Origin of the sequence: uncultured Mesonia sp. (assembly GCA_947499595.1) — a bacterium.
Lineage (GTDB): Bacteria > Bacteroidota > Bacteroidia > Flavobacteriales > Flavobacteriaceae > Mesonia > Mesonia sediminis.
Genome location: CANMOY010000006.1, coordinates 59,292 through 72,965, shown reverse-complemented (window position 1 = coordinate 72,965; position 13,674 = coordinate 59,292). Strand labels below are relative to the sequence as shown.

Sequence of the window (13,674 nt, the reverse complement as noted above, 5' to 3'; positions counted from 1 at the left end):
TAAATAAATAGAAAGCACCTTACTTATCTAAGGTGCTTTTTTTATTTTTATAGTTCTTTTTATAAAAATAAACCTATGCTTGCCTTTTTTGGAAGAATACTCAACAATAAGAAAACGAAAAAAAAATCCGTAAAGGAAATGAAAAAGTCACTTATCGTAGGCCTTGGTAACCCAGGAATAAAATACGCCAATACCAGACATAATATTGGTTTTAAAATATTAGATCATCTGGCAGAACAAGAAAATTTAAGCTTCACCACCGATAAATTAGGCGATATCTGCACCTATAAGTACAAAGGCCGCCCCTTTGTCTTGCTTAAACCCAATACCTATATGAATTTAAGCGGTAAAGCAGTGCGCTATTGGCTAGAAAAAGAAAAAATAGATATCGATAACCTTCTGGTAGTTACCGATGATTTAAACCTTGAGTTTGGTACAATTCGCATTAAAAGCAAAGGAAGTGATGGCGGTCATAACGGACTAAAAGACATTCAAGATAAACTAAATACCAGTAAATACAACCGCTTTAGGTTTGGAATTAGCAATAGCTTCTCCAAGGGCAAACAAGTAGATTATGTGTTGGGCGAGTGGTCTCCCCATGAACAAAAACATCTACCCGAACGCCTAGACCAAGCCGTAAAAGCCATACAGTCTTTTGGTACTACCACACTAGCCAATACCATGAATGCCTTTAACAATAAATAGCTTTTTCTTGCTGGCATCGCAATAAAAAAATCCGCTGTAGCGAATGAAGCTTTAGCGGATTTTTGTTTATTATAAATTTCACTATACGATTAACGTACAATTATTTTTCTGTTTATAGCCTGATTATTGCTTGTACTCGCTTTTAAGAAATACACTCCGGTTTGAGCAGTTGGCAGGTTTACCTTAAAGCCTGTCTGAGGGTTCTCTTTAAAATCTCTTATATAAATGAGCCTACCGGCTACATCATAAACCTGAACTTTTAATGATCCTTCACCAGTATATTGTAGATTAAATGCCCCCTCATTAGGGTTAGGCCATACTTTGAATTGAAGTGCCAAATCATTCTCATTCAAACCTAAAGTATTTACCACAACCGTATAATCTTCTACCTCACCGGTAAAACCTACGGCACAATCATTAGGATAGGCAAAGAATTCTGTAGACACACGCATAATTGTTGATCCTTCTACGGCATCATTAGGCACAGTAATATTTATTGGCGAATTGGTGCTTTGGCTAGCACCGACTACACCGCCAAGATCATATCTTTCATTCGCATCAAAAACACAGTTTTGATTCCAATCTATATAAGCATACACTCCTGCAATAAAGTTCGATCCTCCGGCATCACCGCGAACACTTAAAATATAGTTCTGCCCTTTGTCAACTTGCGTGGTCAAGCTTGTAAAGTCGCTATAACCTCCAGATTTACCCGATACATTACTAATGGTATTAAAGTTTACCTCGGTAATGGCAACTGGCGATTGGCTGTCGCCGGAAGACGGACAAATATCACAAGCTTCTGTAGTAAAGCTATTGGCAGCAGAGTAAGAGAATGCTGCACATGCATTGGTTGCTTTTACTCGCCAGTAGTAAGTTGTTTCATTTTGACCCGCAAAAGTGTAATTGTTATCGCTTAAACTCTCATCGACCACTAAGGTGGTAAAATTAGCATCTTCGGCTATTTGCAATTGATACGAAGAAGCATTACTCTCATTACTCCAAGTAAGCACACTAGGGGTTGCTACATCAATAGCGCCTTGCGCAGGTGTAAGCAAAGTAGGCGTTACCGCATTGTTATCATATACCCCAAGCACCAATGGGTATTCTTGAGTTACCCCATTTGACGTTGCTTTCACATTAAAAGTATATTCTCCTACGCTTACTCCACTTAGATTGCTCAATGCTAAGTCAACCTGTGTACCTGTACTGCTCGCCGCATTTGGAGTAAAGGTAGCGGTGGCTCCCGTTGGTAAATTACTCACACTAAAGGTGGTATTTTGGCTGTAACCATTAAAGGTGTTATAGGTAAACGTGTAATTAGCAGTATTGGGCAAACAAACTTCTTGAAAAGTTGAATTAAAAGATAACACATAATCTACCTCTTGAATAGCAAAACTGGTGGTATTCACCGCATAAAAAATAGAGTTACTGGCCTTTACCATTAATCGGGCATTGGCTACATTTCCTACGTTAGGTACGGTTATTAAGGCATTTCCTGTATTCGGCTGGTTTTGTGCAATCACTTGATTAAAGTTTTGTCCGCCATCAATACTCAATAGAATATCTACCTCGTTTGCCGAAACTGGGGCTACATCTGTATTGGCAACATCCCAAGTGATGGTTTGCGAGCTTCCCACATTCCAGGTTATCCCAGATTGATTTTGAGAAGTAACCACAAACGGACCCGCATTATTAGCTACGGTAACTTTCATCAAATCGGTATCGGTTTGCCCGATTCCATTGGCAAAGGTATTAGCATTATCACGTACAGTAAACGCAAAGTTCAACTCTCTTCCTACAGAAGGGGTTACTTCCCAAGTTGGGGTTAAGTTACCCGCTATTACATCGCTCAATTTTGGCATATAACGTTTTGGTGATGAGGTAGGTAAAATAGACCGGTATAGCGGCCCGTCTACCCAAGTAGGTTGAGGTTGCCCATTTCCGGGTGCAGGCTCTGGATCATTTTGTGACCAGTTATAAGTAAGGCTTGCCGTACCGTCTACATCTGTAGCGCTACCTTCTAAAACAAAAGCAGTAGATTTTGGTATGGTATAGTCTAAACCTGCATCTGCTACAGGAGCAGCATTGACCAAAGTGGTAATTTGCGCACAAGAGCTACTCGGACCGTTTTTTATATTATCGGCAATATCACGAATATTCACATAATTAAAGTGAGCATCGGAATTATTTTGAACATTTGGCGAACAAATACCTGCATAACCCATAATTGAGCTTCCACTTCCTGGCTCTACTTCTGTGGTTCCGTCTCCACTACGACTACAAATATTCATAGTATGATACCCACCGAATTGATGCCCCATTTCGTGGGCAACATAATCGATATAAAAGGCATCACCTACCGGATTATTACTACCGGTGTAAGCGCTACCTTTTTGTCCGCTTACACATACACATCCTATACAACCCGCATTACCACCACCAGTGGTATTGAAATTGTGCCCAATATCATAATTGGCATTCCCTATGGTATTATCAATAGTGTTTTGCGTGGTTTGATTAAATTCATTAGACCAAGGGTCTGCAGCGGTCGAGCCAAAATAAATCAAAGCATCGTTATTGGGTATAAACTGTAATGTAATAGCCAGATCTCGCTCATAAATCTCATTCACCCGGTTAATACTTACAGCCATTTGGGCTTGAATATCAGCTTTAGCTGTAGCCGTGCTAGTAGCGAATATATTACCGTATTCGGCTGTGCAAGAAAGCGCTAATCTATAAGTACGCAACTGACTGTCATTAGCGGCCATAGTTTGCTGGCTTTCGCCGCGTACCAAAGTGGGTATTAACGACTCTTCATCCATAAAACAAGTAAAATCAGATACTTGTCCGCTTAAAGCTTCTCGGGCAAAAACAATATAATGCTCCCTATCAGTGGTATATGGATCGATGTACATCGCCATACGTTTTCCCGATAAACTCATCGCATGAAATCCTTGTGGAGTGACACTAAAGCGCATACTTGCGGTAGGATCATCAATTCCTTTAGCTTTATATGTTCTTATTTGAGGATATTTTGCTTGAAGCTCTTCGGCCATAATTGAAAACTCAACTACGCTAAATTGCTCCATCTCGCCGTTAGGCATAGGGAATTCTAGAATTAAAGGAGCGGCTTGTTGCGTATGCTGTGGTGCTTTCTTTAATTTGTTTTTTAAAGCATCCAAATCCAATTGGTATAAGGTAAAACCATCGGGTTGCGATTTTCGATTGATTTTTTCGAATTGACTAAGCTCTTCTTGGTTTACCTTGCTCCAGTAATTGGTTTGGGCAAACAAAGAAAAACTAAAAAAAATACAAAGTATGCTCAAAACATCTCGTAAATTTGCTTTCATAGTTGTTTAATTTTGCGACTAATTTACAAGATAAGCAGCGTTAATTAAAACATATATTCTTTTTTATCATGAAAGATGCTAATAATTTAACAATAAACCAGCCAACTGTGGTTACTATTGGTACTTTTGATGGTGTGCACGTTGGGCATCAGAAAATACTAAAACGCCTTATCGAGTCTGCCAAAAAAGAAGAATTAGCTTCGGCTGTGCTTACTTTTTTTCCGCATCCTAGAATGGTTTTACAAAAAGAAATGGATATAAAGCTCATTCAAACTATCAACGAGCGGCAAGAGGTGATCCAAAGTGAAGGAATCGATTATTTTATCGTACACCCGTTCACCAAAGATTTTTCAAGATTAACCGCCCAAGAATATGTTGAACAAATCTTGGTTAAGAAAATGAAAGCTCAGAAAGTGATCATCGGGTACGACCATCATTTTGGACGCAATCGTGCTGCAGATATTCATGATTTACGCAAATTGGGCAAAGAATATGGTTTTGAAGTTGAAGAGATTTCTAAAAAAGATATTGATGATGTCGCGGTAAGCAGTACAAAAATCCGTAAAGCTCTTGAGATGGGACATATTGAAAAGGCCAATATTTACTTAGGCCGACCCTTTTCTGTACAAGGATTAGTGGTTCACGGCAATGGTAAAGGTAAAGGTTTTGGTTTTCCTACCGCTAATTTAGCCGTTGAAGAAACTTATAAGCTCATCCCTAAAATTGGTGTTTATATTGTTCGCAGTAAAATTAAAGGGCATTATGTGTATGGTATGATGAATATAGGTTTTAAACCTACTGTGGGCAGCGACCAACAAACCATCGAAACTTATTTTATAAACTGGTCGGAATCACTTTATGGTAAAAAATTAAAAATCGAGTTTTTAAGCCGCATTCGTGGGGAAAAGCAATTTGAGTCTATAGCAAAACTCAAAGAAGCTATGCAAGCCGATCTGCACTTTACGAAGGCTTACTTAAAAGAACACCATTATGAAGACGCTCCTTTTTAAACAGGTAGACAACAGTGCTCTTATTGTTTTCAGAATTATTTTTGGAATACTTATCACCTTAGAAGCTTGGGGAGCAATTGCCACTGGTTGGGTAAAACGCGTTTTTGTAGAACCTCAATTTACCTTTAATTTTATTGGTTTTGATTTTTTGCAGGTATTCGTAGGCCCCTTTATGTATGGCTATTATTTACTTATGGGCGGCTTAGGACTTATGGTATGTTTGGGCTACAAATACCGCTGGAGCATGGGGGGCTATACCTTGCTGTGGACGCTGAGTTATTTGATGCAAAAATCGAGCTACAACAATCATTATTACCTGCTTATTCTCATTTGCATTTTTATGCTGTTAGTCCCTGCCCATACGTATGCCTCTATCGACGCCAAACGCAAGCCAAGTTTAAGAAGCAATGCCATGCCCAATTGGGTAAATGTCTTTATTATATTGCAATTATTCATCGTTTATACCTACGCCGCTTTGGCGAAAATATATCCCGATTGGTTGCAAGCCAAAGTTCCCGAAATTTTAATGGCAGGAAAAGCGCACTACTATATTGTAGGCGATATTTTACAGCAAAAATGGACGCATTATGTGATTGCCTATTTTGGTATATTGTTCGACCTACTAGTAGTTCCTTTACTGTTGTATAAGCCCACACGAAAGTATATCTTTTTCTTCTCTGTTTTTTTTCACCTTTTCAACAGCATTGTGTTTCAAATAGGAATATTCCCCTATCTTTCATTAGCTTTTAGTCTATTTTTCTTTCCAGCAGAAAAAGTCCATCGCTGGTTTTTAAAGAAAAAAGATTTTTACCAAGAAAAAGCCATTCAAGTGCCTAACTACGCTGGTGCACTCAAACTGTTTATGGTTTTGTGGTTTGTTTGCCAAATAGGCTTGCCTCTAAGGCATTGGTTTATACCCGGAGATGTTTTGTACACAGAAGAAGGCCACCGTATGAGTTGGCGCATGATGTTGCGCACCAAAAGCGGCCACGCCACTTACACGGTAGTTGACACCAAAACAGGAGAAAAAACAATCATTAACAAAGCAAAATACCTTACCCCTAAGCAAATGCGCCAAGCCACTACCAAGCCCGATATCATTTGGCAGTTCGCCCAACGCATTGCTCGTGATTATGCCCAACAGGGAAAAGAGGTACAAGTATTTGTACGCTGTGGCATTCGGGTGAATAAGGGTTCGTATACGCCTTTAATCAATCCGGAGGTCGACTTAGCTGCCGCGGATTGGAATTATTTTAAACATAATACTTGGATTTTGTTACCGCAAAATCTGTAATTTTAGGCTTTTATACTACATTTGCTTATTCTATAAATCGATAAAAAATCTGATTATGCTTATTGTTGCTCAAATCCGAGAAAACAAAGAAAAATTTATTGCGGCTTTAGCCAAAAGAAATTTTGATGCTTCCGCTATTTTTGAAGAGGTTTTACAACTTGATGAAACCAGAAGATCTACACAAACCCAATTAGACAAAGTACTGGCCGAATCGAACCGTTTATCCAAAGAAATAGGCATGCTTTTTAAATCGGGTGAGCACCAAAAAGCCAACAAGGTGAAAGAGCAAACGGCAGGTCTTAAAGAAGAGTCTAAACAACTTACCGATTTGTTACAAAGCACTCAAGAAGCTTTACAAGAAAGATTATACAATATACCCAACATACCACACGAGAGTGTGCCCGCAGGAAAGTCTGAAGAAGACAACGAGTGCATCTTTACAGCCGGTGAAGTGCCACAATTGCACGAAGACAAGCTACCCCATTGGGAGCTGGCTAAAAAGTATGACTTGATAGATTTTGAGCTCGGTAACAAAGTTACTGGTGCTGGTTTCCCTATTTACAAAGGTAAAGGTGCACGTTTACAACGCGCTTTAATCACTTACTTTCTAGACAAAAATATTGAGGCTGGTTACACCGAATACCAAGTTCCTTTGGTGGTAAATGAAGCTTCTGGCTACGGTACGGGGCAATTGCCCGATAAAGAAGGACAAATGTACCACGTACAAAACGACGATTTGTATTTGATTCCTACTTCTGAAGTTCCCTTAACCAATATGTTTCGTGGTGATTTATTAACCGATAAAGACCTGCCCATACAGTGTACAGCTTTTACCCCTTGCTTTAGACGCGAAGCTGGATCTTATGGAGCTCACGTGCGAGGTTTAAACCGATTGCACCAATTTGATAAGGTAGAATTGGTTAATCTGGTTAAACCTAGCGAGTCTTATGCCGTATTAGACCAAATGGTAGAGCATGTAAAAGGCATCTTAAAAGAATTAAAATTACCTTACCGCATACTACGACTTTGCGGAGGCGATTTGGGGTTCACCTCGGCTTTAACCTATGATTTCGAATTGTTTTCTACCGCTCAAGACCGCTGGTTAGAAATATCTTCGGTATCAAATTTTGAAGATTTTCAGGCCAACCGACTAAAAGTGCGTTATAAAAACAGTCAAGGCGAAAAAGAATTAGTGCATACGCTTAACGGAAGTTCGCTTGCTTTACCTCGCGTACTGGCGGGTATTTTAGAGAACTACCAAACCCCAGAAGGAATAAAAATACCAGAAGTATTGGTGCCTTATACCGGTTTTGATATTATAGACTAAATAAGTCGGCTACATTCATCAACCGTTTAAAAAGCGAAAAGAAATTAAGCTGTAAAAGCCAAAACCAATTCTGGTTAAGCTAAAGCACGTATACTCTTTTTCTTTTTAAACGGTTTTTTTTTACATCTACGATTATTTCCATAAAGAAACTTTTAAGCATTGTTCGCTGTTTATGATGTGTTAACTTGCCTCAAATTGCCTAATTTAGAGCCTATAAAATAACCTGGCCTACTATGTTACAAATTGCCTTCGCCCCTTGTTATGTTCAAGAACTGCCGCCCAAACACCGTTTCCCTATGGCAAAGTATGAACTATTACCTCAACAATTACTGCGAGAAGGTATAGTAGAGCATAAGCATTTTTTTGAGCCTCAAGCCATCAATCATAAGCATTTTTTGGCGGTGCACGATGCCGAGTATTTTTATGACTTCTTAAATTTAAAATTTACTCAAAGACAAATCCGTAAAAGCGGATTTCCCTTGTCAAGAAGTTTGGTTAGCAGAGAGCTATTAATTGCTGCAGGTACTTTGCAAGCCAGCCTACACGCTTTAAATCAAGGGGTAGGAATGAATATTGCAGGCGGCACCCATCACGCTTACGCGGATAGTGCAGAGGGCTTTTGTATGCTCAATGATCAAGCGATAGCCGCTCAATACCTACTCAACCACCAACTGGCGCAACAAATTTTAATCATCGATTTAGATGTGCACCAAGGCAACGGAACCGCAAAAATATTTGAAAATGAAAAGCGTGTATTTACTTTCTCTATGCATGGCGAAAAAAACTATCCGTTTAAGAAAGAGAAAAGCGATTTAGATATCGCTTTGCCTAATGCCACAGGAGATGATGCCTATTTACAAATTTTAAAAGAAAAGCTACCTCAACTGTTAGATCAAGTGCAACCCGATTTTGTTTTTTACCTGAGTGGAGTAGACGTATTAGCCACCGATAAGCTAGGAAAACTAAGCCTTAGCCAAGACGGCTGTAAAATGCGTGACCAAATGGTATTAGAACAATTAAAGGCCCGTAATTTACCGGTAGAAATTAGTATGGGCGGAGGCTATTCTCCGGCCATCAAACATATTGTAAATGCACATGCCAATACCTTTAAACTTGTTCAAGCAATATATTATTAAGCTTAGGCCGGTCGTTGCCAAGTATGGCCGTGTAAAGCCAAGGCTGTATCTAGTACGTTACGCTGACTCACCAAACCGATTAATTTCTGGTTTTCACAAACCGGGAAACGCCTTAACTTTAAATTTAAAAACTTTTGGGCTAAATCGAATAAATGCATATCGGGAGCAACGGTTTCAACCTCTTTAATCATATAATCACTAACTAAAACGCCTTCGAGCGGCTGATTGTAATAGCGCGATTCAGATAATTGTTTGATACAATCTCCTTCAGAAATAACTCCAACCAACTGGTGCTGATCATCTACCACAGGGCCTCCCGAAATATTGTATTGAATCATTTTTTGCATCACCTCAAAAATATGCTCTTGCTCGTGAAAATAAATCACCTCCCGAATCATAAAATCACGGACTTCTATCTTTTCGGGATTTACCCCCGTATCTCCTATCATTTTACCTTGAAAGCTTTTAATACCCATAACATTACTTTTAAAAATTAACCAACTGAATATAAGCATTTTAATTGAAATTTAAAAACAAAAAATAAGGATGCCCTATAAAAGAAGAACATCCTTATTTTTTAATTGGACTCGAAGGCCAGGGCAGTTTTATGCTTTTTTACCCATCAGCAATACTTCTTGGGCCACCACTTCGGTGATGTACCGCTTCTCTCCTGCCGCATTCTCATACGAGCGGTTGGTTAGCTTACCTTGCAACATTAACTCATTTCCTTTTTTGCAATAGTTCTCGATAATATCGGCCACACCACCCCAGGCAACAACATTATGCCATTGGGTATCGGTTACTTTTTCGCCCCTAGCATTTTTGTAGGTCTCATTGGTCGCCAACGAAAATTTGGCTAGCTTCTTACCGGTTTCTAAATTTACGATTTCGGGATCATTACCTAAGTTTCCCATTAACTGAATTCTGTTTTTAAAAGCGTTCATAGTATAAAGTTTTAAATGATTAATAAATGTGTTGTTTGTCAACGGTACAAAGATGAGACGCTTGGTTGTTTTTAATCGGTTAGTAACCAATTGCTTGTGCTTACATTCGTTTTCAAACGGTTGTAAGCAATTGCTTAAGGTGTTCTATTCACGGCCTAAGTCACTAATAACCGACCTTCAGCCGCATCTGCAAATTATAAAACTCTATTTTATAAATAGTTGCATACTGGCAAATAAATTCAAGATTTGCCATTTAAGGAACAAGTAATCTGAATAAAACAGGAAAAGAAATGTTCAATTAAAGCGATTTAGCAGGACTTGTTTTTTTGTAAATACCGAAAATAAGAAGTAATTTTATTTTTACTGGGTAGTTGCGGCTAGGCCGGAAAGAAGTCTTAGGATAAAAAACCGTATAATGGAAAAACAAAATAAAAAAATCAATTCAGATTATTATGGAAATAGGTCCTCTAAAAATAAATCAAACAAGGATAAATTTGACTTTATAGGAAATTGGCGGAATTTTTCATTTTATGGTACCCTAATAGTATTGATTTTAATCATCCTGCAAAAATTAGGTCTGATATTCAATAATTAAAAGATATAAGGTAATTTAAGTGCAAAAAAAGTCTGAAGTAAAAAAAGAAAGACCGAAAAAGAAAACGGACTTTTGGGATTTTCTGACAGACTTAAGGTTCTATATCGCAATTATAGTTTTAATAATGTGGTTTTTATCGGAATTCGGACTCCTTTGTTAACCCCGCAAGAACAAATTTAAAAGCGAAACTGATTAAAACTCTTACTGCTAGACGATAGCATCCCGTTCCCTTTGCCTTAACAACCAAGTCAGCTTCCACAGCCCAATGCTGCACCTATCTTATTTACACCTCAATTACCGTGTTAGACTTTATCCTGAACAAAACTGTATTAAATATGTATATTTGAGTGGATATAGCGAGTTAGCAAAAATTAAAATCAAAATAAATGAAATTAACTATAATTTTCTTATCAACCTTTCTATTAAGTCTAACTATTCACGGCCAATCATTATGTTATGAAATATCTAAAGGAGAATATTGGCCTTTTGATTCAAAAGTGAAAAATATATATTCGCTTAATGGCGAGTATTCATTTATATATATCAAAGACAGTGTAGAAATAAATAATCAATTTTACGTTACCAGAGTTAAGAAACATAAAAACGGTAAAATAGTTAAATCCTATTTTAGAAATGAAAATGGCTCCATTTATTACTATGATGAAAAAACTAATTCAAAATCTCTTATATTACCTTCAAATATTAAAAAAGGTGAAAAATGGGAAAGTGCTGATAAGAAATGGGAGTATAAAATTACTGACTTAGATGCTACTCTAGAAACACCATATTGTGAGCTAAAAAACCTATTAGAAATTGAAAATTTAAATAAAGAATCAAAAAAGCGTTATCAATCCTTTTATAAAAAGGGCGTAGGGTTTGTTGGTTTAAATGTTGAGGGAAAACCATTTTCATTTATTGAACCAAATGGTAAAGTTGAACAAAAAGATTTTATAGCTTTTGGATGTGAAAATGTTAAAGGTGACAAACAAAGAAAGGCTTGTACTAACAAAAAAATTATTGATTTTATAAAAAATAATTTTAAAAACCCAACACCTGATATTCACGGTAAAGTGTTATATGAGATAATTATTGATACTACAGGAAAAGTTACTAATGTCAAGGTCAAAGAGAGTGAAGGTGTTTCAAAGCAACAAATTAAAAGTGGGTTAAAAACTTTAAAAAAATTACCTAGATTTATTCCTGCATATAGTGGAGATAAACCTGTTAGGGTTTTATTTAGTATACCATTGACTTTTTCATAAAACTTTTGCTAACAACGTATATCTTCAATTGTGGCTCTGGGTCCTGCGGACACAGACGCTCACGCGTCAAAGTCAGTTCTTTTTACTATCATTAATTTCTAAATTCCCACAACTGAAAGATATACAAGACCGCTACCACAAATATGAAAAAACGACTCCTTACATTAATGGCGATTCTTACTTCAACTCTAACTTTTGCTTGTAGTTGCAATGAAATTAAACCAATAATAGAATTTTATTCATCAGAATATGTTTTTGAAGGAAAAGTAATTTCAAAGGTTTACGCTAAAGACAGCTTAACTTATAAAATTACCTTTGATATTTCAAAACATTATAAGAACGGAGATTTACCAAAAAAAATAGAGTTCGAAGCTTTTTCAAAAGGAAAATATATAGGAATTGGTTCAAACTGTGAGTATTATCCCGAAAAAGGGGAAATTTGGCTAGTATATGCAAGCAGGTATAAAGGAAAATTCCATTTCCCAAATGTTTGTTCTAACTCGAAAAATCTTGATTATAAACGTATAAGAGCCAGTGAACAAAAAATACTGGATAATGGTAATTCATTCAAAATTGAAAATTACATTTTCGAATATGAAAATGCATTTAATTACTGTGAAAATATAACTGACATAAGTTCAATTCTTGAAAAAGGAAAAATAAAAGAATATAAAACTCAAACGACATTATTAAATGTTTCGATTGATTCTAATGGTAACTTAAAATCAGTCACTAGACAAAGAGAACTGATAAGAAAGAAAGACTCAATTTTTAATTTGACAATAGAAATTGGAGATGCTAATAGAAAACCAATTACGGAATTTGAAAAAGATGCTATTGAATTAATTAGTCAAGTTAAAAAATGGGAAATAAAAAAACACAAACAAACAGGAATTAACGTTCCGTACATAAGACACATTTGGGTCTATTATGATCTAAAGACAAATAAATGGAGTTATAACCTATAAAATATTTGCCAACAATGTATAACCGCAATTACGGCGTCCCGAACCGTCGGGAGACTACGTCCGAATCCACTCGGGATTGCTAAAGGATGCGGTAAATCAATAATTCTAAGGAAGTTAAAATTATTGAAAATTTCCCAATTCTTTAAAAATTCCTTTACGACATTTAATGACAAAGCAAATGTCGTATAAAAATCAGAATAAAACCCTTATCTGTATTGGACTGATTATTTACTTTTAGCATTAATTTTAAATAGTAAATAAATGAATTGGATTGCAAAGAAAATAAGCGAAACTCGAAAAATCAAAGGACTGACTCAAGAAGAATTGGCTGAAAAAGCAAAAATAAACTTGAGAACCATTCAGCGAATTGAAAACTCAGAAAGTGAACCGAGAGGGAAAACCCTTAATTTAATTTGTAACGTTTTAGAAATTGAATCAAAAGAATTGATTTTAAATAAAACTTCTATTAGAGAAAAAAATATTGAAACTAAAATAGTTAATGGCCTTTTTCTAGTTGCCTTAAATGTGGTTTTAATGGGTATTATCGGCTACCTGACTTTAGATTCAAACGCAAATACAAATAGTGTATTTGGCGGACTTTTATTGAGTATTTTTTTACCATTTTTTATAGTTATAACGACAAAGAAATTGAACGGAATGGAAAGAATGCTAAAATTCGGTTTTGGTTATCTCGCTTATTTTGTTCTGGTAATGGTAATACACGGATTCCCCACTGGTTTTACAACTGGGCTATTTCCTTGTCTTTTAATCAGTTTATCGGTATTATATTTTGGAAATGACCTCATTAAAGGAAGAGAATGAAAACCCTGTACACTAACTAAGCCTTCTTGAGGCCGGTACAGCTTACCCCGCTGCTAGACGATAGCATCCCGTTCCCTTTGCCTTAACAACCAAGTCAGCTTCAACAGCCCAATGCTGCACCTATCTTATTTACACCGAAATTAACAGGTAGCCCTTTACCCAATAAAAAATGGTAATAAAAGTGTATATTTGAGTTGATATAAGGAGTTGGCAAACATTTAAATCTGAACAAAAGCCTAACAATATCGACAAAAATTA

At 36.7% G+C, this 13,674-nt stretch carries 11 protein-coding genes; 8 read left to right on the top strand and 3 right to left on the bottom strand.

The genetic code is table 11. From position 1 onward, the window contains the following. Positions 1-75 precede the first annotated feature (75 nt). Entirely contained in the window at positions 76-705 is a 630-nt protein-coding gene (gene pth / locus ACH2AZ_RS08580) for an aminoacyl-tRNA hydrolase (RefSeq protein WP_394907511.1), read from the top strand. A gap of 89 nt (positions 706-794) precedes the next feature. On the opposite strand, the gene ACH2AZ_RS08575 is transcribed toward pth, so the two are convergent. Then, a complete protein-coding gene (locus ACH2AZ_RS08575; RefSeq protein ID WP_394907510.1) occupies positions 795-4,058 on the bottom strand; it encodes a reprolysin-like metallopeptidase in 3,264 nt (1,087 codons plus the stop codon). A gap of 68 nt (positions 4,059-4,126) precedes the next feature. Here ACH2AZ_RS08575 and ACH2AZ_RS08570 point away from each other — a divergent pair, with 68 nt between their 5' ends. The 4 genes from ACH2AZ_RS08570 to ACH2AZ_RS08555 all read left to right on the top strand — a co-directional run bounded on the left by ACH2AZ_RS08570 (position 4,127) and on the right by ACH2AZ_RS08555 (position 8,825). Further along, complete coding sequence (locus ACH2AZ_RS08570) at positions 4,127-5,068, top strand: bifunctional riboflavin kinase/FAD synthetase (protein ID WP_394907509.1); 942 nt, start codon at positions 4,127-4,129, stop codon at positions 5,066-5,068. Next, a complete protein-coding gene (locus ACH2AZ_RS08565; protein ID WP_394907508.1) occupies positions 5,049-6,362 on the top strand; it encodes an HTTM domain-containing protein in 1,314 nt (437 codons plus the stop codon). Before ACH2AZ_RS08570 ends, ACH2AZ_RS08565 begins: the two co-directional genes overlap by 20 nt. A 55-nt stretch (positions 6,363-6,417) precedes the next feature. Continuing rightward, positions 6,418-7,689 (top strand): serine--tRNA ligase, encoded by a 1,272-nt coding sequence (gene serS / locus ACH2AZ_RS08560; RefSeq protein ID WP_394907507.1) that lies wholly within the window; start codon positions 6,418-6,420, stop codon positions 7,687-7,689. A gap of 233 nt (positions 7,690-7,922) precedes the next feature. Next, positions 7,923-8,825 carry a histone deacetylase gene (locus tag ACH2AZ_RS08555; RefSeq protein WP_394907506.1) on the top strand — a complete coding sequence of 301 codons (903 nt, stop codon included), beginning with the start codon at positions 7,923-7,925 and terminating at the stop codon, positions 8,823-8,825. 2 nt (positions 8,826-8,827) lie between these two features. On the opposite strand, the gene ACH2AZ_RS08550 is transcribed toward ACH2AZ_RS08555, so the two are convergent. Together ACH2AZ_RS08550 and ACH2AZ_RS08545 are read right to left on the bottom strand one after the other, a co-directional pair. Next, positions 8,828-9,301 carry a CBS domain-containing protein gene (locus ACH2AZ_RS08550; protein WP_394907505.1) on the bottom strand — a complete coding sequence of 158 codons (474 nt, stop codon included), beginning with the start codon at positions 9,299-9,301 and terminating at the stop codon, positions 8,828-8,830. Positions 9,302-9,430: 129 nt separating this feature from the next. Further along, a complete protein-coding gene (locus ACH2AZ_RS08545) occupies positions 9,431-9,769 on the bottom strand; it encodes a single-stranded DNA-binding protein (RefSeq protein ID WP_379046249.1) in 339 nt (112 codons plus the stop codon). Between the two features lie 981 nt (positions 9,770-10,750). On the opposite strand from ACH2AZ_RS08545, the gene ACH2AZ_RS08540 reads away from it, so the two are divergent. The 3 genes from ACH2AZ_RS08540 to ACH2AZ_RS08530 all read left to right on the top strand — a co-directional run bounded on the left by ACH2AZ_RS08540 (position 10,751) and on the right by ACH2AZ_RS08530 (position 13,416). After that, entirely contained in the window at positions 10,751-11,626 is an 876-nt protein-coding gene (locus tag ACH2AZ_RS08540) for an energy transducer TonB (protein WP_394907504.1), read from the top strand. A 143-nt stretch (positions 11,627-11,769) separates the two neighbouring features. Beyond that, on the top strand, positions 11,770-12,594 hold the full coding sequence (locus tag ACH2AZ_RS08535) for a hypothetical protein (protein WP_394907503.1): 825 nt from the start codon (positions 11,770-11,772) through the stop codon (positions 12,592-12,594). A gap of 261 nt (positions 12,595-12,855) precedes the next feature. Next, positions 12,856-13,416 (top strand): helix-turn-helix domain-containing protein, encoded by a 561-nt coding sequence (locus ACH2AZ_RS08530; RefSeq protein WP_394907502.1) that lies wholly within the window; start codon positions 12,856-12,858, stop codon positions 13,414-13,416. Positions 13,417-13,674: the final 258 nt, after the last annotated feature.

Excerpts from the sequence above, each read along its gene's own strand:
- ACH2AZ_RS08570 (WP_394907509.1), top strand. The coding sequence starts at position 4,127 with ATGAAAGATGCTAATAATTTAACAATAAACCAGCCAACTGTGGTTACT.
- ACH2AZ_RS08530 (WP_394907502.1), top strand. The coding sequence starts at position 12,856 with ATGAATTGGATTGCAAAGAAAATAAGCGAAACTCGAAAAATCAAAGGA.
- ACH2AZ_RS08550 (WP_394907505.1), bottom strand. The coding sequence starts at position 9,301 with ATGGGTATTAAAAGCTTTCAAGGTAAAATGATAGGAGATACGGGGGTA.
- ACH2AZ_RS08540 (WP_394907504.1), top strand. The coding sequence starts at position 10,751 with ATGAAATTAACTATAATTTTCTTATCAACCTTTCTATTAAGTCTAACT.
- ACH2AZ_RS08545 (WP_379046249.1), bottom strand. The coding sequence starts at position 9,769 with ATGAACGCTTTTAAAAACAGAATTCAGTTAATGGGAAACTTAGGTAAT.
- ACH2AZ_RS08565 (WP_394907508.1), top strand. The coding sequence starts at position 5,049 with ATGAAGACGCTCCTTTTTAAACAGGTAGACAACAGTGCTCTTATTGTT.
- pth (WP_394907511.1), top strand. The coding sequence starts at position 76 with ATGCTTGCCTTTTTTGGAAGAATACTCAACAATAAGAAAACGAAAAAA.
- ACH2AZ_RS08575 (WP_394907510.1), bottom strand. The coding sequence starts at position 4,058 with ATGAAAGCAAATTTACGAGATGTTTTGAGCATACTTTGTATTTTTTTT.
- serS (WP_394907507.1), top strand. The coding sequence starts at position 6,418 with ATGCTTATTGTTGCTCAAATCCGAGAAAACAAAGAAAAATTTATTGCG.
- ACH2AZ_RS08555 (WP_394907506.1), top strand. The coding sequence starts at position 7,923 with ATGTTACAAATTGCCTTCGCCCCTTGTTATGTTCAAGAACTGCCGCCC.
- ACH2AZ_RS08535 (WP_394907503.1), top strand. The coding sequence starts at position 11,770 with ATGAAAAAACGACTCCTTACATTAATGGCGATTCTTACTTCAACTCTA.